A 22,550-nucleotide genomic window follows, 5' to 3' on the forward strand; every position below is an offset into this window, starting at 1 on the left:
GAAGGAGAAACTTTTATGAAATATATAAAGAATCATTTTGCCGGAATACTAAGTGTGATTCTGGCGGTAGTATCATTGTCGGGCAGCAGTATGCCTGTCGTATCTGCAAACTCAGCAGAGAGAATCGCAAAGAAAGAAACGATTGTAAAACTTGATGAAAAATTAGGAGCAGAGCCGGGAAAAGTGCTTGAGGAGTTAAAAAACCACGAAAAGGACGGTTATTATCTGGGAACGCCTTACAGCGGATATCCTCTGACAGCAGAGAACTGCATGCGTCCGAACGGAGCCTACGGTGGAAATGGGGCAATGAACTGTACCGGGTTTGTCGCTTATGTTCTGGAAAAATGTGGAGCGGATCTGTCAGGAATTGACAAAGGAAGTCTCCGTGGCGGCAAGGTCAATGCGAGCAACTGGTTTCATTGGATGACAGACAATGCCGTGGAATCCTATCATTACAACACCATTGAGGAGCTGCTTGCGGGCGGAAAAGCGCAAAAAGGAGATGTGATCTATTTTGAGCCGGTTTCCTGGGAGGAAGAAGATGCAGACTGCCATATCGGATTTTTCTGGGGAGATAATAGCAACGATAACCGGTTCTGGCATTCGGCATCTATCCCGTCGAGTGGCAATCAGATTTCACAGCTTGTGGCAAAATCCAGATCAACGATATATCTTTTTAAGACAACCCATAACGGAAGCCTGGAGATCATGAAGAGCTCTGCAAGGTCAGAGATTACGGCTGATAATCAGCTCTACTCACTGGAAGGGGCAGAGTATACCGTCTGTAAAAGTGGGACATCCGAGGCAGTCTGCGTAATCCGGACAGACAAGAAAGGATACGGGAAGGCAGAAAATCTGCCGGAGGGTTCCTATGACATCAAAGAGACTAAAGCACCGAAAGGTTATGTACTGGACACAAAGCTGCGGCAGATCACGGTGAATGCCGGACAGACCGTGACCTATGAGTGTCAGGATGAACCGGAAAAGACAAAGGTGGAAATCCTGATCCGGAAGCAGGATGCGGAAACAGGGAAAGGGCAGGCGCAGGCAGGACTTTCTCTTGCGGGAGCAGAATTTCATGTGGCATTTTTTGATAGCATTTTTGACAATCAAAATGAGATCGGTGTGAAGGTGCCGCTCAGGAGTTGGAAGCTGAAGTCGGATGCGGATGGTGTGGTCCGGATGGATGAGGCGCACCTGATCAGCGGGGATCCGTTTTTTGAAAATAACGAGCTTCCGCTTGGAACGATTACGGTATGGGAGATGCATGCGCCGGAAGGGTATCTGGTGGACACCGTTACACATTGTATCAGGACTGGAACGGAGCAAAATGGAAGCTATAAAGCCCTGAAAATATGGAATCCAGTGGAAATAAAGGAAAAGCTCATCCGTGGGGACTTAAAGCTGGTGAAAGCGGCAGATAAAACTTTGAAAAGACTGGCGGATATCCCATTTCGGATCACATCGCAGGCAACTGGGGAGAGCCATGTGATCCTGACGGACAAAAACGGGGAGGCTTCGACCGGTGCGTACTGGAATCCACATACCGTCAACACGAATGAGGGGAAGACAAGTGAAGATGGGATCTGGTTTGGGGAAGGAACTCCGGATAATACAAGAGGAGCGCTTCCTTACGGAACGTATCTGGTGGAAGAACTGTCTTGTAAAAATAATGAAGACCGGATGCTGATTCCTGCGTTTGAGGTGGAAGTAACAAAGGAAATGCGAGTAATTGATCTGGGGACACTGACAAATGATGAACATCCCGTACCGGAGATCGGGACAAGAGCATCTGACCGGGAAACGGGAACGCATAACGGGAAACGGACAGAACAGGTAACGGTCATAGATCAGGTAAAATGGAAAAATCTGGAGATTGGAAAAGAATATGTAGTTAAAGGCACATTAATGGATAAGGAGACCAAAAAGCCGGTTCTTCAGGATGGAAAAGAAGTGACCGCAGAGAAAAAGCTGATCCCGGATACAGATTTCGGAGAAATTCAGATGGAATTTACGTTTGATGCAACGAAGCTTAAAGGAGAACAGGTTGTTGTATTTGAGGAAGTGTATCTGGAGGAAAAGCTGGTTGCAGCGCACGCAGATCTGGAGGACGAAGGACAGAGTGTAACCTATAAAAAGGAAAAGCCGGCAGAAGAGGAAAAACCGGAAAGTCCGGAAAAGCCAAAGGAAACTGAGAAAGCAAAGACGGTTGCAACCGGAGATGGATCTTATGTAAAGATTCTGATATTTCTGATCGGTGTTATTCTGACCGGGGCACTGCTCCTGTGTTTTCTTCTGAGCCGGATGTGTGGACGAAAGTGGAAACGCAGATAAGGATGGCATTGCACTTGAAAGGTTCTTATGCTATAATCGCTAAATAGGAAAATACTTTAGCAGATTGCTGAAGTGAATCAGAAAGAATAAGAAGGGTGGAGAACCATGAATTTACTTTATAAGAGTACAAGAGATGCAGAAAAGACAGTAACAGCTTCCCAGGCAATCTTAAAAGGGCTGGCAGATGACGGCGGATTATTTGTACCGGTTTCGATTCCGAAGCTTCCGGTGTCGCTTGGTGAGCTCAAAGAGATGACCTATCAGGAAATCGCATATACAGTTATGAAGGAATTCCTGACAGACTTTACAGAAGAAGAGCTGAAGAGCTGTATCGCAAAGGCTTACGACAGTAAGTTTGATACCGAAGAGATTGCACCGCTTGCGAAGGTGGAGGATGCTTATTATCTGGAACTGTTCCACGGAGCAACGATCGCATTCAAAGATATGGCACTTTCCATTCTTCCGCACCTTCTGACTACTTCTGCAAAGAAGAATCAGGTGAAGAATGAGATTGTCATTCTGACTGCAACATCCGGGGATACAGGAAAAGCTGCACTTGCAGGATTTGCAGATGTAGAAGGAACCAAGATCATCGTATTCTATCCGAAGAACGGAGTCAGCCGAGTACAGGAGCTGCAGATGGTAACACAGAAAGGAGACAATACTTCTGTTGTTGCGATCCACGGTAACTTTGACAACGCACAGAGCGGTGTGAAGGCAATGTTCGAGAACAAAGAGCTGGAAAAAGAGTTAAATGAAGCAGGCTACCAGTTCTCATCTGCCAACTCCATCAATATCGGACGTCTGGTTCCGCAGGTTGTATATTATGTATATGCTTATGCGAAGCTTCTTCAGAATGAAGAGATTGCGGAAGATGAAGAGATCAATGTAGTTGTACCGACCGGTAACTTTGGAAATATTCTGGCTGCATACTACGCAAAGAATATGGGAATCCCGATTGCAAAGCTGATCTGTGCATCCAATGAGAACAAAGTTCTCTATGACTTTTTCCAGACAGGAACTTATGACCGTAACCGTGAATTTGTTCTTACAACATCTCCGTCCATGGATATTCTGATCTCCAGCAACTTAGAGCGTCTGATCTACAAGATCTCAGGAGAAGATGCAAGAAAAGATACGGATCTTATGACTGAGCTGAAGACAAAGGGAAGTTACGCGATTACAGGTGAGATGAAAGCAAACCTGGCTGATTTTGCGGCAGGATATGCGACAGAAGAGCAGGTCGCAAAGACAATCCATGATATATACGAAGATACCGGTTATGTAATGGATACCCATACGGCGGTAGCTGCAACGGTGTATAAAGCTTACAGAGAAGACAGTAAAGATGACAGAAAGACAGTAATAGCATCCACAGCAAGTCCATACAAATTTGCAGGAAGCGTTATGTCAGCGATCGATCCGAAGTATAAAGGACAGGATGATTTCAAACTGATCGAGGAGCTTCAGAAAGTATCCGGTACAGAGATTCCGAATGCCATCAAAGAGATCATGAATGCCGAGATCCGTCACAATACGGAATGTGATGTGGATCAGATGGAGCAGACCGTTAAGAATATTCTTGGCGTAAAATAGACAGGAGAAGGCAAAAGAATGAACGGAATGGAAGGAATTTTCGGTATCATTGGTATTGGGGCGGGCTTGTACAGCCTGTATGCATGGTTTCAACTTAAATTCAAAGGAATCATCAATACATCAATTCTTGTACCAAAAGATACGAATATAAAGAAGTGTAAGGATAAGGAAGCATACAGGGCAGCAGCAGGACCGAAACTTCTTGTGCTTGCGGTTGTGCTGATCCTGTACGGCGCAGAAGATCTGTATAATACTTACGTGCAGAGTACAGGAAAATTATTCTGGGTGATGTTAGTACTGGTACTTGCGGTACTGGTATGGTTTGCATGGACAGTCAAAAAGCTGAATGCAAAGTATTTTTAAAATCAGATCACAAAATAAAGGAAAAGGGAAGGTGCAGACAAAAAGAGCTGCACCTTCTTATTTCATTTGGCGGAAAAATTTGTTACAATAAAAGTATTGCATGGCAGAGAAAATGTGATGGGGATAAAAGAAAATGTCATGCGAAAGATGAAATGCCGGAAGATTCCGATCCGTTTCAGGATGGAACCGTATTAAAAGAAGCATTTGACAGACTGAATAAATATGTAGTAGGGTAGATGAGATTGGATGGAAAATGTATTTGAGATATTAAAAGATTTACCAAAGCCGGGGGATTACGTTCTTTTGACAGTGGCAAAAGGATCCGCAGCCGGAGAAAAAGCAATTTTGGCAGAGAAAAAAATAATCTGGGAAAGTAAGGAAAACGGTTTCTTTTCAGCACATTTTTCAGAAGCAGGTGACTTGAAAAAATGTGGACTTTATGAAATCAGAGAGCAGCAGGTGTTTTGTGATATAATTGGAGGGCAGGAGCATCTGGTCATTTGTGGCGGTGGCCACGTATCGGTGCCGGTGATCAAAATCGGGATTATGCTTGGATGGAAAGTCACGGTTCTTGAAGATCGTCCGCGGTTTGCCGATCATGCCAGAAATGCGGGTGCAATGGAAGTGATCTGCCAGCCGTTTGAAGATGCCCTGGATCAGATCGAAGGAGACAAGGATACGTATTTTGTTGTACTGACCAGAGGTCACAGATATGATCAGGTTTGTCTGGAGAAGATCGTTGGGAAGGAACATGCTTATATCGGAATGATCGGAAGCCGGCGAAGAAGTGCGATGGTAAAGCAGAATCTGATTGAAAAAGGATGCAGCCAGGAAGTAATCGGCGAGATAAAAAGTCCGATTGGTCTGAACATCGGTGCTGAGACACCGGAGGAGATCGGTGTGGCGATCATGGCAGAGATTATCGAAGTAAAGAATCAGAACAAGAGAGTCTGCGGTTATCCGAAAGACTTGCTGGAAGCAATCCTGGATATCGTTCATCCGGGAAAGAAGATGCTTGCAACGATCATTACAAGAAAGGGTTCTGCACCAAGGAATGTGGGATCCAAGATGCTGATCCTGGAAGACGGCAGCTGTGTTGGAACCATCGGAGGCGGCTGTATGGAGGCAGAGGTTTTAAGAAAAGCGAGAGTCATGATGCATGAAAATAATACAGGACTAAAGACAGAATATGTGGATATGACCGGAGATGATGCGGAGGAAGAAGGCATGGTCTGCGGCGGTACGATCGAGGTGTTACTGGAACCACTCTGGAATTAAGAAAGGATGGAAAAGGCTGTGAGAGATTCTTATGGACGAACAATTGAATATATGAGAATTTCAATCACAGACCGCTGTAATCTGCGATGCAGGTACTGCATGCCGGATGGCGCAAAGTGGATTCCTATGTCAGAAATCCTGACTTATGAGGAGATTGAACGAATCTGCAGGGAGGCTGTCCAGATCGGGATTACCAGGTTTAAGATTACCGGAGGGGAGCCTCTGGTCAGAAAAGGATGCGCAGATCTGATCCGGATGATCCGGCAGATTCCGGGCACAGAAGAAGTAACAATGACGACAAATGGGGTTCTTCTGGGTGAGAATCTGGAAGATCTTCTTGCAGCGGGGCTGGATGCGGTGAATATCAGTCTGGATACACTGATTCCGGAAAAATATCAGGAGATTACCGGGGCAGATGAACTGGAAAGAGTCAGAAAATCCATTTTCATGGCAGAAAAAAGCGAGATCCGGGTAAAAATCAACACGGTCCTGCAAAAAGGAGTCAATGATGAGGAATGGAAAAGTCTGGCAGAGTTGGCGAAAAAGAACAAGCTGGATGTCCGTTTTATTGAATTGATGCCGATTGGACAGGGAAGAGCAGAGAATGGCATTTCCGGTGCCTGGGTGCTTGGAAAACTGAAAGAAGCTTATGGGATAGAAGGAGAGTTTTATCCGTTAGAGGGACGATTTGGGAACGGACCTGCTGTGTATTATCAACTGCCTGGTTTTCAGGGGAAAATCGGTCTGATCAGTGCATTGCATGGAAAATTCTGTGACAGATGTAACCGGATCCGGATGACATCAACCGGAAAGTTAAAAGCGTGTCTGTGCTATGCAGATACTATCTCCGTTTTTGAGGCAGCAAGACACGGATCGGAAGAAGAAATCCGGAAATGTCTCGAACAGGCGATCCGTGGAAAACCGAAGATGCATCATTTTGAGGAGCAGAACTTTATTACAGAACAGAAAAATATGTCACAGATCGGAGGATAAACATAAAAATGGGAAGACTGAAGGGAATCTGCATCAGTGAAAAGAGAGGAACCGAAAAACATGAGGTTCGTGAAGCCATGGTCAAAATGGACTGGGGGATTGAAGGAGATGCGCACGGTGGAAAATGGCATCGTCAGATCAGTCTGCTTTCCGATGAAAAGATTCAGGAATTTCGTGCAAAAGGGGCAGAAGTTGCGTATGGTGCATTTGGTGAAAATCTGATCGTGGAGGGATTTGATTTTCGCGCGCTTCCGGTTGGAACAAGATTTCATATCGGAGATGTGGTACTTGAGATGACACAGATTGGAAAAGAATGCCACAGTCATTGTCAGATTTATAAGAGAATGGGTGACTGCATTATGCCAAGAGAGGGCGTTTTTGCAGAAGTCGTCACCGGAGGTCATATCAAGGTGGGAGATGAAGTTGTCATGGAACAGGTGAAAAGTGACCGTCCATTTTCAGCGGCAGTTATTACTTTAAGTGATAAAGGCTCTGCCGGAGAACGAGAAGACAAAAGCGGACCCATGATTGTCGAAATGTTGAAAGATGCCGGATATGATATTAAAGAAACGATTTTATTACCGGATGAGCAGAAAAAACTGGAAAAAGAGCTGATCAGACTGGCTGATCAGAGACAGCTTAATGTGATCTTCACTACCGGAGGAACAGGATTCTCCGAGCGGGACCGAACACCGGAGGCGACGGTAAATGTCTGTGACCGGATGGCAAACGGAATAGCAGAGGCAATCCGGAATTATTCGATGACGATTACAAAGCGTGCTATGTTCAGCAGAGCTGTATCAGGTATCCGAAAAAAAACGCTGATCATCAATCTCCCGGGAAGTCCCAAAGCAGTACAGGAAGCACTGGAGTTTCTGCTTCCTGAACTTGGACATGGGCTTGGAATCCTCCGGGGAACAGAAGGCGAATGTGCCAGAAAATAAAGAGGTTAAAAATCATGAGTGGATTTACACATTTTAACGAAGATGGTAATGCAGTGATGGTAGATGTGGGGGAAAAGGCTGAGACAAAAAGAGAAGCACTTGCATCAGGGGTGATCCGCATGTCGGAAGAATGCTTTCAGAAAGTAAAGGAAGGCAGCATGAAAAAAGGAGATGTTCTTGGCGTAGCAAGAATTGCCGGGATCATGGGTGCAAAAAAGACAGCAGAACTGATTCCGCTGTGCCATCTGTTAAACCTTACCAAAGTCGAGATTGATTTTGAATATCTGGAAGAAGAGCATGGGATCCGGGCAATCTGCCACACGGCATGTACCGGCAGGACCGGTGTGGAAATGGAAGCACTGACCGGGGTAAATACCGCTCTTCTTACAATCTATGATATGTGCAAGGCGGTTGACCGGGGAATGGAGATCAGAGAAATCCATCTGCTTGAAAAGTCCGGTGGAAAAAGCGGGAAATGGGTACGTTAAACGTATTTTAATTTCTGGTAAAAAAAGTAAATATCTTCAACGATTAACAGTTGAAAAAACACGGCTGATGGTCTATAATAGGCTTTAGAAAACCTGGAATGTTCGAGACTTCCGTATTTTTGAACCTACAATACTTTAAACGGGATTCTTATATCTCTGTAATATGTCAGGCCCTCATTGCGCAGGGGAAGGCAGAAAAGCAGATGCGGTCGCCCACCTAGCGGAGTGCTAGGAGTCAAAAAACGGAAAACGGCATTTCGGGGGACTACAAAAGATAAAGGACAGTTGCGAGAGCAACTGTTTTTTTGGGTTTTCAAAGAAGCGAAAATGTGATAAACTATTTTGAAAAATGAAACTGCCGATAAGATAAATGGAGTTATTATATGATGAAAACGATAAACAAGATTCGGAAAATTACAGGGCAGGTGTCACAAAAGCATGTGGGAGCATACGCGGCCCAGTCTGCTTATTTTTTTGTGCTGAGTATGATCCCGATTATTTTGCTGCTTCTTGCTATCATACAATATACTCCGGTGACAAAAGCAGATGTTATGACTGCAGTGGTAAATTTGTTTCCGGAGACAAATATGCAGGATTTTATGGTTGGCATTGTAAATGAAGTATATAACCAGTCGAAGACGGTCATTCCGATCACCGCGATTGTAGCATTGTGGTCAGCAGGTAAAGGAGTACTTGCGGTTAGTACAGGACTGAACTGTGCATATGAGCTTCGTGAGACACGAAATTATGTATTTTTAAGAATCCGGGCATCCATCTATACGATCCTGTTCATTGCAGCAATTGTGATGGCTCTGGTACTTTCTGTGTTTGGCAATAATATCAGTATTTTTATATATCACAAAATTCCGTTTCTTGCGGAGACGACGGATATGATCATGCGTTTGAGAACGGTGATTTCATTTGTTGTTATGACTGGAATTTCGCTTCTGGTATATCACTTTTTGCCGAACCGGAAGCTTCCGTTCTGGGATTTGATTCTGGGATCTATTTTCTGTTCTCTGGGATGGCTGGTGATCTCGTTTGTTTTTTCAATGTATCTGACAATCTTCAAAGGATTTTCCGGTCTGTACGGAAGTATGACGGCGATCATTCTTGTGATGCTGTGGCTGTATTTCTGTATGTATGTGATGCTGCTGGGAGGGCTTATTAACTGTATCTGGGTAGATGCAAAGCGGGATATCCTGGAAAAGGATTAGTTCTGCAAAAAGCAGCATCCAGGTTCCGGAATATGATTTTGCGTAGATAAACGGTGAATCTATCAGATAAAACCGCTTGACATAAAAAAATCATATGTTACAATAATTAAGTATATGACATATCATAAAAGCAATGACCGTGTAAGTAGTGAACTGTTTTCCGACAGAGAAGGAGAATCCCCGGCTGTAAGTTCTCCCCGGTTCAGGCAGGAAACGAATTTCCCATGTGAGCTGCGTTTTTGAAAATAAAGTAGAAAACGACGTCCCTGCACGTTACGCAGTCCGAGTGCCTGTTATTCAAATAGCAGGAAACAGGGTGGTACCGCGATTTATCTCGTCCCTTTTTAGGGGCGATTTTTTTATATATTAGGAAAGTGTTCTTTCCTAATATATAAAAACGCTCCGCGAGGATGTGCACTGCGGCGTATAAGGAAGATGTCACAAGCGATCGCCGCAGGTGCCAGAATGTGCCAAAGCACATTCTTTTTTCTTCCACAGGAAATTTTATTTCCTGTTATAGTCGCAAATGAATAGCCAAAACAAGTTTTAAGGAGGATATCATGAAAGAAAGACTTGAGAGCATCAAACAGGAAGCCATTAAGCAGATCCAGGCTTCTGATGTACCGGAGAAATTAAATGATGTACGTGTCAAATTCCTTGGTAAAAAAGGAGAACTGACAGCCGTATTAAAAGGAATGAAAGATGTAGCTCCGGAAGAACGTCCGAAGGTAGGACAGCTTGTGAATGAGACAAGAGCTGCTATCGAAGAACTTCTTGATGAGACAAAGAAGAAAATGGATGCTGCAATCCGTGAAGAAAAATTAAAACAGGAAGTTATTGACGTAACACTTCCTTCCAAGAAAAATACAGTAGGTCATCGTCATCCGAATACGATCGCTCTGGAAGAAGTAGAGCGTATCTTCATCGGTATGGGATACGAAGTTGTGGAAGGACCGGAAGTAGAATATGACCTTTACAACTTTGAAAAACTGAATATTCCTGCAGATCATCCGGCAAAAGATGAACAGGATACATTCTATATCAACAAAGACATCGTGCTTCGTACCCAGACATCACCGGTTCAGGCACGTGTGATGGAACAGGGCAAGCTCCCGATCCGTATGATCGCACCGGGACGAGTATTCCGTTCTGACGAAGTGGATGCAACCCATTCACCATCCTTCCATCAGATCGAAGGACTGGTAATCGATAAAAATATTTCCTTTGCTGACTTAAAGGGAACTCTGGAAGTATTTGCAAAAGAACTTTTCGGACCGGATACCAAGACAAAATTCCGTCCGCATCATTTCCCATTCACAGAGCCAAGTGCAGAAGTAGACGTATCATGCTTCAAGTGTGGCGGAAAAGGCTGCCGTTTCTGTAAAGGATCAGGATGGATTGAAATCCTCGGCTGTGGTATGGTTCACCCACACGTACTCGAAATGTGCGGAATCGATCCGGAAGAATACACTGGATTTGCATTCGGAGTAGGACTTGAAAGGATCGCCCTTCTCAAATACGAGATCGACGACATGCGCCTCCTCTACGAGAACGATATCAGATTCTTAAAGCAATTCTAGTGAGCACACAATGAAAGGAAGCACGAGCGAAGCGAGTATTTACTTTCATGTGCGAACGGTATGACAAAATCAAAGAGCAGCGCGGAGAGCTGCTGGATTTTGGAGTCTGAATAAGGGAAATTTATAAACAAATCAGAAGGAGATATAAAATGGATACTTCATTATCATGGATTAAAGCGTATGTTCCGGAACTTGACGTAACAGCGCAGGAATATACAGATGCAATGACTCTTTCCGGAACAAAGGTAGAAGGTTTTACAAAGCTGGATGCTGATCTGGATAAGATCGTAGTAGGACAGATTGAGAAAATTGAGAAACATCCGGACGCAGATAAACTGATCATCTGTCAGGTAAATGTAGGAACAGAGACCGTACAGATTGTTACAGGTGCTCCGAACGTAAAAGAAGGAGACAAGGTACCGGTTGTTCTGGATGGCGGACGCGTTGCGGGCGGACATGAGCCTGGACAGAGAGTAGAAGGCGGAATCAAGATCAAAAAAGGAAAACTCCGTGGAGTCGACAGCTACGGAATGATGTGTTCCATCGAAGAACTTGGTTCAGACAGAAATATGTACCCGGAAGCACCGGAATATGGAATCTACATTTTTGATGATGACGCAGTTGTCGGAGAAAGTGCAGTAAAGGCACTCGGACTGGATGATGTCGTATTTGAATACGAGATCACCTCCAACCGTGTAGACTGCTTCAGCGTGATTGGTATCGCAAGAGAAGTTGCAGCTACATTCCGCAAAGAATTCAAGCCACCGGTTGTAACATCAACCGGAAATGATGAAGATGTCAATGATTACATCAAAGTAAAAGTAGAAAATACAGACCTTTGCCCACGTTACTGTGCAAGAGTCGTAAAAAATATCAAGATCGGACCTTCACCGAAATGGATGCAGAGAAGACTTTCTTCCGTAGGAATCCGTCCGATCAACAACCTTGTTGATATCACAAACTATGTAATGGAAGAATACGGACAGCCAATGCATGCTTATGATCTGGATACCATCGCAGGTCATCAGATCATCGTCCGCAATGCCCATAAAGGAGAAAAATTCGTAACACTGGATGGTCAGGAAAGAGAAATGGATGATTCTGTTCTTATGATCTGTGATGGCGAAAAAGCGGTAGGTATTGCCGGAATCATGGGTGGCGAAAATTCCATGATCACTGACAATGTACAGACCATGTTATTTGAAGCTGCATGCTTCGATGGAACCAACATCCGTAAATCCAGCAAGAAAGTCGGACTTCGTACCGATGCATCCGGTAAATTTGAAAAGGGACTGGATCCGAATAATGCAGAGGATGCAATCAACCGTGCCTGCCAGCTGATCGAAGAAATGGGAGCCGGTGAAGTTGTCGGAGGAATGGTTGATGTATACAGCAAGAAAAAAGAACCTGTACGTGTACCATTTGATGCCGACAAGATCAATGCACTTCTCGGAACAGACATCCCGGAAGAAGATATGATCAAATATTTTGAAAAGATCGACCTGGAATATGATGCAGAAGCAAAAGAAGTGATCGCACCAACCTTCCGTCATGACTTATTCCGTATCGCCGATCTTGCGGAAGAAGTAGCAAGATTCTACGGATATGATAATATCCCGACTACACTGCCTACAGGTGAAGCTACAACTGGTAAGCTTTCTTTCAAGCTTCGTGTGGAAGAAGTAGCAAGAAATATTGCAGAATTCTGTGGATTCAGCCAGGGAATGACTTATTCATTTGAAAGTCCGAAGGTATTTGACAAGCTCCTTCTCGACAAGGATGATCCGATGCGTCAGGCAATCCAGATCATGAACCCGCTTGGAGAAGATTACAGTGTCATGCGTACAACATCTCTGAATGGTATGCTGACATCTCTTGCAACAAACTACAACAGAAGAAATAAAAATGTCCGTCTGTACGAGCTTGGAAATATTTATCTTCCAAAGGCACTTCCACTGACAGAACTGCCGGACGAAAGAATGCAGTTTACACTTGGAATGTACGGAGATGGAGACTTCTTCAGTATGAAAGGTGTTGTAGAAGAGTTCTTTGAAAAAGTCGGACTTCATAAGAAAGAAACTTATGATCCAAATGCAGGAAAGAACTTCCTTCATCCGGGACGTCAGGCAAACATCGTTTACGATGGAAAGGTTGTCGGATACATGGGTGAGGTTCATCCGGAAGTTGCTGATATCTATGGAATCGGTGAAAGAGCATACGTTGCTGTCATCGATATGCCACAGATTACAGAGCTTGCAACATTTGATAGAAAATACGAAGGAATTGCAAAATACCCGGCAGTCAGCCGTGATATCAGTATGGTAATGCCAAAATCCATCCTGGTAGGACAGGTTGAAGAAGTGATCGAGAACAAGGGTGGCGCTTATCTGGAAAGCTATAAGCTGTTCGATATTTATGAAGGCGCTCAGATCAAGGCAGGCTTCAAGTCTGTTGCTTACTCTATCACATTCCGTGCAAAAGATAAGACTCTGGAAGAAGCTGACATTTCAGCTGCTATGAACCGTATCTTAAAGGCACTGGAGGAAATGGGTATCGAGCTTCGTAAGTAGGCGAAAAGAGGTCAGAAGAATGAAACGACAGGATTTTTATTTTGATTTACCGGAAGAGCTGATCGCGCAGGATCCGCTTGAAGACAGATCCAGTTCCAGACTGCTTGTTCTTGATAAAAAAACCGGTGCAACCAGTCATCACATTTTCCGTGAGATCAAAGATTATCTCAAACCGGGAGACTGCCTTGTGATCAATGATACCAAGGTTATCCCGGCAAGGCTGATCGGTGAAAAAGAAGGAACCGGCGGAAAAGTCGAAGTTCTTCTTTTGAAACGAAAAGGAAATGATGTCTGGGAAACACTTGTAAAACCAGGAAAGAAGATGAAACCCGGAGCAAGAGTCAGCTTCGGGGACGGTCTTCTGAAAGGAGAAGTTCTGGAGGTCGTAGAGGAAGGAAACCGTCTGATCCATTTTGAATACGAAGGAATTTTTGAAGAGATTCTGGATCAGCTTGGACAGATGCCGCTTCCGCCTTACATCACTCACCAGCTGGAGGACAAGAATCGTTACCAGACCGTGTATGCAAAGCATTCCGGATCTGCGGCTGCTCCGACGGCAGGACTGCATTTTACACCGGAGCTTCTGGAAGAAATCAAAGCAGAAGGTGTGGAGATTGCGCATGTAACGCTTCATGTCGGACTTGGAACTTTCCGTCCGGTAAAAGCGGATGATATTCTGGATCACCATATGCATTCGGAATTCTACCGGATCGAGGCATCTGAGGCAGAAAAGATCAACCGTGCAAAAGAGAGCGGACACCGGGTGATCTGCGTCGGAACGACAAGCTGCCGGACCGTAGAATCTGCGGCTGATGAAAACGGAAAGTTAAAAGAGTGCAGTGGATGGACAGAGATTTTCATCTATCCGGGCTATAAATTCAAGGTACTGGACTGCCTGATCACGAACTTCCATTTACCGGAGTCAACGCTGATCATGCTGGTAAGTGCGCTTGCCGGAAGAGAGCATGTGCTTGCGGCATATGAAGAAGCAGTTAAAGAGAGATATCGATTCTTCAGCTTTGGGGATGCGATGTTTATAGAATAGACGCAGAATCTGACAAATGTGAGGTTATGTCAGGGAACAGGAAATCATAAGATATTAACCGGAGAACGGGATTGTTCAAGTCATGTACAACTTTGAAAAATCTTGTTCTCCGTTTTTTGTATAGGTTGGAAACGATTGAGTTTAAAAATCTTATTGAATGAATGTCTATAGAGAATGTTGTTTTATCCGGCTGAGATAAACAGAACAGATTTGCCGATTCTGCAAAAATATAGTAAGATGGTGTAAGTGCCAAAAGCATGATAACTTTGGGAAATAAAGTCAGGTGGATATTCGTAATTTGTTTTGCTTTTTGATTTGGTTAAAAAGCGGACAGAAATGCATTGAGAATTGAGGAGTAGCAGAAAATGGGCATATTTGAGGAGGCAGCAATTTTCCGGGGCGTCACGAAGGAGGACGCCAGACAGATGCTGAACTGTCTGAATCCGGTAGAAAAGACTTATAAAAAAGATGAAATCATTTACCATGCCGGGGATGAGGTTACTTCGATGGGCGTGGTTCTTGCCGGCAGCGTGTTCATTGAGAATGATGATATCTGGGGGAATCACAGCATTCTGGACCGGGCTGGAAGAGGTGAGATTTTTGCAGAAACATATGCAGCGATTCCTGGGCAGAAGCTGATGGTCAATGTAGTTGCGGCAGAAGAGGCAAGAATTTTGTTTCTTGATGTGGGAAGGATACTGAAAGTCTGTTCCAATTCGTGTGTGTTTCATCATACGTTAATTGAAAATCTGCTGAAGCTTTCCGCAGAGAAGAATCTCCGTCTGTCGAAACGGATTTTTTATATTTCATCAAAATCAATCCGGGGAAGACTGCTGTCGTATCTATCTTATCAGGCTATGGAAAACGGAAAGAAAGAATTTGACATCCCGTTCAACCGGCAGCAGCTTGCAGATTATCTGAATGTAGACAGGTCTGCGATGTCAAATGAGCTTGGGAAGATGCAGAAAGATAGGCTGATCGAAGTAGACAGGAAACATTTCCGTATTCTTGGCGAAACGGAAATATAAATGGATAAATAATGGAAATAAAACGGATACAGCAGTGAGAAACTGTATGTAGGTTAGGATAAAAGAAAACCATTGCAGGAGAGATGTGATTTCATCAGATCCTGTAATGGTTTTTTGTATACGATGAGTCAAGTATAAATTTGTGGAAGTTATCTTTCCAGTCCGTGTATCCAGTCTGACTTTAGGAAATAAATCAGAAAAGCAATGGAACTGAGCGCCCAGGTCATCGGGTAAGCCCAGAAGATCATCTGAATGGACGGGATGAATTTTAAAATGATCACGATATAAGAAACGCGGATCAGACACCAGCATACCAGCATAACATACATCGGGACTGTGGATTTACCGGCTCCGCGCATGATTCCTGCCATACAGTGTGAAAAAGCAAGCAGGAAGTAGAAAAAGGTATCCGTATGAGCCTGCATGGTTCCGTAGCGGATAACCTCTGCGGTGGAACTGAAAGCAGATAGAAGCTGTGGAGCGGTAAAATGCACGCAGATACCGAGTAGCTCAGAGATCGTAAGGGAACAGATCACACCGAATACAGCGCCCTTTTTAGCACGCTCATATTCTTTTGCTCCCAGATTCTGACTGATAAAAGTAGTAAGTGCCAGTGCAAAACAGGTGATCGGAAGGAATCCAAATCCCTGGATCTTCATATAAGAACCACATCCGGCAACCGCCATTTCCCCAAACTGGTTGATATTTGCCTGGACGAATACATTTGCCAGGGAAATGATCGAGTTCTGGAGTCCTGCGGGCAGACCATAAGAAATGATCTGGCGGAGCATATAGGAATCCAGATTGATCCGGTTCAGATGAAGCCGAAACTCCTCCGGACTGCGAAGCAGCTGCACCATACAGAGGATAGCACTTAAAAACTGTGAAATGACAGTTGCAAAAGCGGCAGCACCTACACCAAATCCAAGACCTGCGATCAGTACAAGGTCAAGAATGATATTCGTTACCGAAGAAACGATTAAGTAGATCAGAGGATGGGTACTGTCACCGACGGACTGCAGAATGCCGACAAAGAAGTTGTACATGACAAAGGCAAGTGAGCCGGTAAAGTAGATCCGGAAATAAGTAATCGAGTTTGGAAGTACCGCCTCCGGTGTTCCCATAAGTACCAGGATCTGTGGTGCGGCAATGATACCGACGATGGTAAGGATCACGCCGCAGATCAGTCCGAAACCAACGGTTGTATGGATGGATTTCTGTAGATTCGCAATGTCTCTGGCACCGTAATATTTGGCAACGATGACACCGGATCCGATGGCGATTCCATTAAAAAGACCGACCATAAGAAAGATCAGATTACCGGAAGAGCTGACAGCGGCAAGCGCAGAGCTTCCAAGAAAATTTCCAACGATCAGAGAGTCGGCGGTGTTATATAGCTGCTGAAAAAGGTTTCCCCAGAAAAGCGGGATCGCAAAAGCAACGATACGCTTCCAGATGGAGCCTTCGGTCATCAGTTTGGCTGAAGATTTTGACATAGAATATTTCCCTCGTTTCTTAAGTCATTACTTTTAAGTATAAGGTGCGGCAGAGGGAAAGTCAATGAAAATGAGGTTCGGTAAAAATGCATGTTATCCTTCATGAAAACGCGAAAGAAACTGTTTTGTTCTCTCTTCACTTGGATTTTCAAACACCTGACGCGGATCACCCTGTTCAACGATGCGTCCGTCGTCCATAAAGATCACATGATCGGCAACGTCGCGTGCAAATGCCATCTCATGGGTTACAATGATCATCGTCGTATTCTGGTCGGCAAGCTCGCGGATAACTTTTAATACTTCTCCGGTCAGTTCCGGATCCAGTGCAGAAGTCGGTTCATCAAAACAGAGGATGTCCGGTTGCAGGGCAAGTGCCCTTGCAATAGCAACTCGCTGGCATTGTCCGCCGGAAAGCTGATGCGGATAATTGTCCATCCGGTTATCCAACCCCATCTGTGTCAGAAGAACCTTTGCCTGTACCTCGATGGCGGTCAGGATTTCACGTTTTCTTTCTTTAAAATCCGGCTGCTCTGCGGCGAGAAGCTTTTTGGCAAGCATTACATTTTCCAGAGCGGTATACTGCGGAAACAGATTAAAGTTCTGGAACACCAGACCAAAATGCAGTCGTTTTTTACGGATCACGGATTCCTGAGTGGTTTCCGGGACAGAGGCATCAAAAAGTGTTTCGCCATTTACCCGGATAATTCCGTTATCCGGATGTTCCAGAAAGTTCAGGCAGCGGAGAAGCGTTGTCTTTCCACTTCCGGAAGATCCGATGATGGAAACAGCCTGTCCTTTTTCCAGGTTAAATCCAACGTCTTTTAAGACAGAAGTCTTATTAAAAGATTTACTGATATGTTCTACTTCTAAGATTGGCATAAATATGAATTCTCCTTATCTGAAATATTCCAGTTTCTTTTCAAGGCGTCCGAGAAGAACGGTCAGGATACCATTGAAAATAAGATAATAAACAGCGGTAAAGAACAGCGGCCAGATGGCACCGGAGATGCCATGTGAGCCTTTCATAAATGCCTGTCCTGCCCAGATGATCTCCTGCAGCGCGATAATACGTGCAAGAGAAGTATCTTTTACCAGGGTGATGATCTCATTTGACATCGGTGGTACGATGCGTTTGATCATCTGAAGGAGTGTGATCTTGAAAAAGATCTGATGCTTTGTCATGCCAAGTACAAGACCGGCTTCTTTCTGACCTTCCGGAACACCCTGGATTCCACCGCGGTAGATTTCTGAAAAATAGCAGGCGTAATTGATGATAAAAGATACGGCTGCTGCAAGGAAGCGCCCTGCTTCACCACCACCCCAAATCGGGTTATGTAAGACCAGCCCGGGGAAATAGTAGATGATCAGAAGCTGGATCATCAGCGGGGTACCACGGATCACCCAGACGGTCAGTCTCGCAAGCCAGCTAAGAGGCTTGAAATGAGACATGGAACCAAAGGCAATGACCAGTCCGAGAGGAAGGGCACCGACCAGCGTCACAATAAATAATTTTAAAGTTTGTAAAAAGCCGACATTCAGTGCGGACACTACGACCGGCATTTGTTTCATAATCAGATCCATAAAAAGTTCCTGCCTTAAATATTATTTCTGCTCAATGATGGCATCCTGAACCCCATAGGTTTCAGCGCATTTCTTCATAGAACCATCATTGTAGCTTGTCTTGAAGAATTCGTTCAGTTTGTCTGCAAGGTCGGAACCTTTGCGGAATCCAACTCCATATTTTTCGGTAGTAAGCTCAACTGTATGAGTCAGATTTTCGTATCCGGTACCTTTTCCGACCATGGCACCGGCCATCAGAAGGTCGATGACTGCTGCATCAGAGGTTCCGGCTGCAACTTCCATCAGGGCATCAGACTGTGAAGAAACCGCAGTGTAGTCATATCCTTCTCCGTTTACAGCTTCTTCTCCGGCACTTCCGGATTCAACTGCAAAAGAAAGATCCTTCAGACTGTCTTTGTCCTGATATTTGTCTGCTTTATCAGAAGGAACAACGACAACCTGTGCATTGTTGCAGTAAGCGGCTGTGCAAGCCATTGCGCTTGTAACCTCATCTATCAGTGTCATACCATTCCATACACAGTCGATTGTCTTTCCGTCAAGTTCCATGACTTTATTGTCCCAGTCAATCTCTACAAATTCGGCATCTACGCCAAGGCTTTTTGCAAATGCTTTTGCCATGTCGGCATCAAAACCAATCCATTCATCCTTATCATTTTTGTAATCCATTGGCTCAAAATCGGTGATTCCGACTACAAGAGTTCCTTTATCCTGAACATATTCTATATCACTTTTAGATGAGCTTTTTGAGCTGTCGGATTTCTTGGTGTCAGAGGAAGAACCTCCGCATGCTGCAAGGGATAATACCATTGCTGAAGTAAGTGCAAGTGCTGTTATTTTTTTCATAATAATCTCTCCTCATATAATTTCAAAAAATGTCACGTCACTATATTATCAATCTACCACGCTAAAGTCAACCAAAACTTGCTATTTACTTTCTTTTTTGATAAAGATACAATAAGAAATACAGAAATTACTGTAGAAAGAGTAAAACAGAGGAATATAAATATATGGGAACAAATGAGATTATTGTTCACCATGCGACGGAGAATAACCTGAAAAATGTATCTATCCGGATACCAAAGCATCAGATCACAGTATTTACCGGAGTATCAGGTTCCGGGAAATCTTCGCTGGTTCTGGATACTCTTGCGGCGCAGTCGCGCAGGGAGTTAAACGATACTTTTCCAAGCTTTGTACAGCAGTATCTTCCAAAATACGGAAGACCGCATGTGGAACGGATCGAGAATCTTCCGGCAGCAATTGTGATCAATCAGAAAAAGCCGGCTCCGAATCAGCGATCAACAGTTGGGACCTATACGGATACCTACGCACTTCTCAGACTTTTATTTTCAAGAGTGGGACAGCCTTTTGTCGGTTATTCGGACAGTTTTTCTTTCAATCATCCACAGGGGTGCTGTCCAAGATGTAACGGACTTGGGGAAGTGACAGATCTGGATGTACACAAGCTGGTAGATTTTGATAAATGTCTGAATGATGCCGGAGTGATCCATTATGTGGCATTTGAGCCGGGGCAGTGGAGATGGATCCGTTATGCAAACAGCGGATTGTTTGATCTGGATAAGAAGATTAAAGACTATTCCGAAGAAGAACTGGAACTGTTTTTGTATTCACCGCAGATACGTCTTAAGAATCCACCGGAAGGATGGCCGAAAACTGCGAAATACGAAGGTCTTGTGCATCGGATGTACCGCAGTGTCCTAAATTCGGAAGAAGGAAAACTTCACAGGGAGTTATTGGATCCGATCACCAGTCATGGAGTTTGTCCGGAGTGTAATGGGGCAAGATTGAATCAGAAGGTGTTGTCCTGCAAAATTGACGGGAAAAATATTGCAGATGTAATAAAACTTCCATTATCCGAGCTGCGTGCGTGGATTGACCAAATAGAAGATCCGCTTGCAAAAGATATTCAGGATACACTGCATACCAAACTGTCTGCACTTATAGATATCGGACTGGGATATCTGTCTCTGGACAGAGGGTTATCTACTTTATCTGGTGGAGAAATCCAGAGATGCAAGATTGCAAAATGTCTGAATTCCTCGCTTTCTGATTTGTTGTATATTCTGGATGAACCGAGTGCAGGGCTTCATAATCATGATATTGAGCGGATGCGCCGTGCACTGGAAAAATTGAGAGATGGTGGAAATACGGTTGTTCTGGTGGAGCATCACCGGAAAATGATCGAGATGGCCGATCACATTGTGGAAATGGGTCCGGAACCGGGAATGGCCGGTGGAAGAGTTTTATTTGAAGGCAGTTATAAGGAACTTTTAAAGAGTGATACGCCGACCGGAGAAGAGATGCGGCTTACTACTTCTCTAAAAGCAAAGGCAAGGGAAGCGAAAGGAATATGGCGGATGGAGCATATCCATCTTCACAATCTGAAGGACATTACCATCGAATTTCCAATAGGAAATCTGGTTGTGATCGCTGGTGTTGCCGGATCCGGAAAAAGTTCTCTGATGGAAAGCTTTTACCGCAGTATGGGAGAGGATGTGGTGTTTGTAAGCCAGCGCGCTGCAGGTGCAAGTCTCAGATCCACTCCGGCGACCTATCTGGGAGTCGCAGATGAAATCCGGAAAATATTTGCAAAGCGGTGCGGTCAGAAGGCATCTTTGTTTTCTTTTAACGGCGCAGGAAAGTGTCCGGCATGTAAGGGAAAAGGAGTGATCGTATCGGATATGGCATTTATGGATGACATCGAGACGAGCTGTGATGTGTGTAAAGGACTTCGGTATTCAAAAGAAGTTTTGCAATACGAAGTAGATGGAAAGAATATTGCGGAAGTGATGGATTTGACTGTTGCACAGGCAGGGGAATTCTTTAGGGGGACAAAGATCAGCGAAGCGCTGGAGCCTCTGGAAAAAGTAGGACTTTCTTATCTGCACCTGAATCAGGCACTTTCTACTTTATCCGGCGGAGAGTTGCAGCGAATGAAGTTTGCTTCCTATCTCGGAAGTAAAGACCGTATTTTCATTCTTGATGAGCCGACAAACGGATTGCATATCAAGAATGTCCGGAGTCTGTTAAAGCTTCTGAATCAGATGGTGGATGAAGGGAATTCCATTTTTGTTATCGAACATAATATAGAATTTATCAAATCCGCTGATTATGTGGTAGAATTAGGACCAGAAGGCGGAGATGCCGGAGGAAGACTGCTGTTTGCCGGTACACCGTCTGAGATGAAAATGAGTGAGAAATCTGTCACGGCAGAATATTTATGATGTGAGTGTCAAAAGCAAATTTTGCCACTCACTGATGTAACCGGATTGCTCCATTGCTACGCAATCCCCCTATTTATAATTATGAAAGATTTACAGAAACAGAAATATTTACCAAAAAGATAGAAGAAAAGGAGACGAACGTTATGAAACTAATGATTGCATCAGATATTCACGGATCCGCATATTATTGTCTGGAAATGCTGGATGCGATGAAAAAAGAATGTCCGGACAGACTGTTACTTCTGGGCGACATCCTGTATCATGGACCAAGAAATGATCTTCCGCTGGAATACGAACCCAAAAAGGTAATTAAAATGTTAAATGAAGTTAAAGAGAAATTATTCTGTGTACGCGGAAACTGTGACACAGAGGTAGACCAGATGGTACTGGATTTTCCGATCATGGCAGATTATGCAGTGATCCCGTGCGGCAACAGGATCATTTACGCCACTCACGGACACCATCATAACGTCATGACCCCAATCCCAATGCAGCCAGGAGATATTCTCCTTCATGGTCACACCCACGTACCGGCCTGGGAACCATTCGGAAATGAGAACCTCTACCTCAATCCAGGTTCTGTTTCCATCCCAAAAGAAAACAGCGCCCACAGCTACATGATTCTGGAAGACGGTATCGCGAAATGGAAAAACCTATACGGCGAAGTTTACCACGAACTGATGCTGTAGTTATTTTACTAAAGAACAAGAAAATATTGAACAAAATAAAACCCCATAAATTGTCGACATTCGCCAATGTACATCCGACAATTTATGTAATAAAATGAAACTA

19 protein-coding genes, 1 other RNA gene and 1 other annotated feature are annotated in these 22,550 nt (G+C 44.2%); of the genes, 16 read left to right on the forward strand and 4 right to left on the reverse strand.

The genetic code is table 11. The annotated features are described in order from the left end of the window. Positions 1–15: 15 nt before the first annotated feature. From PGZ10_RS02800 to PGZ10_RS02865, 14 genes are all read left to right on the forward strand, one after another. The gene (locus PGZ10_RS02800) at positions 16–2,334 is read left to right on the forward strand and encodes a VaFE repeat-containing surface-anchored protein (RefSeq protein WP_270205347.1); all 2,319 of its coding nucleotides are present in this window, start codon (positions 16–18) and stop codon (positions 2,332–2,334) included. 105 nt (positions 2,335–2,439) lie between these two features. Next, positions 2,440–3,930, forward strand: coding sequence for a threonine synthase (thrC, locus tag PGZ10_RS02805; protein ID WP_117555736.1), 1,491 nt, complete (start codon positions 2,440–2,442; stop codon positions 3,928–3,930). Between the two features lie 18 nt (positions 3,931–3,948). Beyond that, positions 3,949–4,293 (forward strand): hypothetical protein, encoded by a 345-nt coding sequence (locus tag PGZ10_RS02810; protein ID WP_022220753.1) that lies wholly within the window; start codon positions 3,949–3,951, stop codon positions 4,291–4,293. Next, positions 4,257–4,529 carry a hypothetical protein gene (locus PGZ10_RS02815; protein WP_117555738.1) on the forward strand — a complete coding sequence of 91 codons (273 nt, stop codon included), beginning with the start codon at positions 4,257–4,259 and terminating at the stop codon, positions 4,527–4,529. The genes PGZ10_RS02810 and PGZ10_RS02815 overlap by 37 nt, the downstream gene beginning before the upstream one ends. Positions 4,530–4,539: 10 nt before the next feature. Continuing rightward, positions 4,540–5,571, forward strand: coding sequence for an XdhC family protein (locus PGZ10_RS02820; protein ID WP_270540632.1), 1,032 nt, complete (start codon positions 4,540–4,542; stop codon positions 5,569–5,571). An 18-nt stretch (positions 5,572–5,589) separates the two neighbouring features. Next, a complete protein-coding gene (moaA, locus tag PGZ10_RS02825) occupies positions 5,590–6,564 on the forward strand; it encodes a GTP 3',8-cyclase MoaA (RefSeq protein ID WP_117555970.1) in 975 nt (324 codons plus the stop codon). 8 nt (positions 6,565–6,572) lie between these two features. Continuing rightward, positions 6,573–7,508: an MOSC domain-containing protein gene (locus tag PGZ10_RS02830; RefSeq protein ID WP_008371852.1), complete on the forward strand. Its 936-nt coding sequence runs from the start codon at positions 6,573–6,575 to the stop codon at positions 7,506–7,508. Between the two features lie 14 nt (positions 7,509–7,522). Then, positions 7,523–7,996 (forward strand): cyclic pyranopterin monophosphate synthase MoaC, encoded by a 474-nt coding sequence (gene moaC, locus PGZ10_RS02835; protein WP_055246514.1) that lies wholly within the window; start codon positions 7,523–7,525, stop codon positions 7,994–7,996. A gap of 87 nt (positions 7,997–8,083) precedes the next feature. Further along, positions 8,084–8,264, forward strand: a non-coding RNA gene (gene ssrS / locus PGZ10_RS02840) — 6S RNA. A 115-nt stretch (positions 8,265–8,379) separates the two neighbouring features. Next, on the forward strand, positions 8,380–9,213 hold the full coding sequence (locus PGZ10_RS02845; RefSeq protein ID WP_270540634.1) for a YihY/virulence factor BrkB family protein: 834 nt from the start codon (positions 8,380–8,382) through the stop codon (positions 9,211–9,213). 124 nt (positions 9,214–9,337) lie between these two features. Beyond that, positions 9,338–9,558 (forward strand) — a binding site (T-box leader). 215 nt (positions 9,559–9,773) lie between these two features. Continuing rightward, positions 9,774–10,793 carry a phenylalanine--tRNA ligase subunit alpha gene (pheS, locus tag PGZ10_RS02850; protein ID WP_008371846.1) on the forward strand — a complete coding sequence of 340 codons (1,020 nt, stop codon included), beginning with the start codon at positions 9,774–9,776 and terminating at the stop codon, positions 10,791–10,793. A 149-nt stretch (positions 10,794–10,942) separates the two neighbouring features. Continuing rightward, complete coding sequence (gene pheT, locus PGZ10_RS02855) at positions 10,943–13,363, forward strand: phenylalanine--tRNA ligase subunit beta (protein ID WP_270540636.1); 2,421 nt, start codon at positions 10,943–10,945, stop codon at positions 13,361–13,363. 19 nt (positions 13,364–13,382) lie between these two features. Continuing rightward, positions 13,383–14,408 carry a tRNA preQ1(34) S-adenosylmethionine ribosyltransferase-isomerase QueA gene (queA, locus tag PGZ10_RS02860; RefSeq protein ID WP_008371840.1) on the forward strand — a complete coding sequence of 342 codons (1,026 nt, stop codon included), beginning with the start codon at positions 13,383–13,385 and terminating at the stop codon, positions 14,406–14,408. Positions 14,409–14,773: 365 nt separating this feature from the next. Further along, positions 14,774–15,436 carry a Crp/Fnr family transcriptional regulator gene (locus PGZ10_RS02865; protein WP_270540637.1) on the forward strand — a complete coding sequence of 221 codons (663 nt, stop codon included), beginning with the start codon at positions 14,774–14,776 and terminating at the stop codon, positions 15,434–15,436. Between the two features lie 149 nt (positions 15,437–15,585). On the opposite strand, the gene PGZ10_RS02870 is transcribed toward PGZ10_RS02865, so the two are convergent. The 4 genes from PGZ10_RS02870 to PGZ10_RS02885 all read right to left on the reverse strand — a co-directional run bounded on the left by PGZ10_RS02870 (position 15,586) and on the right by PGZ10_RS02885 (position 19,356). Next, positions 15,586–16,932: an MATE family efflux transporter gene (locus PGZ10_RS02870; RefSeq protein WP_055246519.1), complete on the reverse strand. Its 1,347-nt coding sequence runs from the start codon at positions 16,930–16,932 to the stop codon at positions 15,586–15,588. Between the two features lie 93 nt (positions 16,933–17,025). Then, on the reverse strand, positions 17,026–17,811 hold the full coding sequence (locus PGZ10_RS02875) for an amino acid ABC transporter ATP-binding protein (protein ID WP_270540639.1): 786 nt from the start codon (positions 17,809–17,811) through the stop codon (positions 17,026–17,028). Positions 17,812–17,826: 15 nt separating this feature from the next. Continuing rightward, a complete protein-coding gene (locus PGZ10_RS02880; RefSeq protein WP_117555754.1) occupies positions 17,827–18,513 on the reverse strand; it encodes an amino acid ABC transporter permease in 687 nt (228 codons plus the stop codon). A 21-nt stretch (positions 18,514–18,534) separates the two neighbouring features. Continuing rightward, the gene (locus PGZ10_RS02885; protein ID WP_270202824.1) at positions 18,535–19,356 is read right to left on the reverse strand and encodes a transporter substrate-binding domain-containing protein; all 822 of its coding nucleotides are present in this window, start codon (positions 19,354–19,356) and stop codon (positions 18,535–18,537) included. Between the two features lie 164 nt (positions 19,357–19,520). Here PGZ10_RS02885 and PGZ10_RS02890 point away from each other — a divergent pair, with 164 nt between their 5' ends. Both PGZ10_RS02890 and yfcE read left to right on the forward strand, forming a co-directional pair. Beyond that, on the forward strand, positions 19,521–21,758 hold the full coding sequence (locus PGZ10_RS02890; protein ID WP_270540641.1) for an excinuclease ABC subunit UvrA: 2,238 nt from the start codon (positions 19,521–19,523) through the stop codon (positions 21,756–21,758). Between the two features lie 143 nt (positions 21,759–21,901). Further along, positions 21,902–22,447 carry a phosphodiesterase gene (yfcE, locus tag PGZ10_RS02895; protein ID WP_117834413.1) on the forward strand — a complete coding sequence of 182 codons (546 nt, stop codon included), beginning with the start codon at positions 21,902–21,904 and terminating at the stop codon, positions 22,445–22,447. The last annotated feature ends 103 nt before the right edge of the window (positions 22,448–22,550 follow it).

The sequence above is a fragment of the Coprococcus sp. AF102-57 genome, from assembly GCF_027686195.1.
GTDB lineage: Bacteria > Bacillota > Clostridia > Lachnospirales > Lachnospiraceae > Allocoprococcus > Allocoprococcus comes.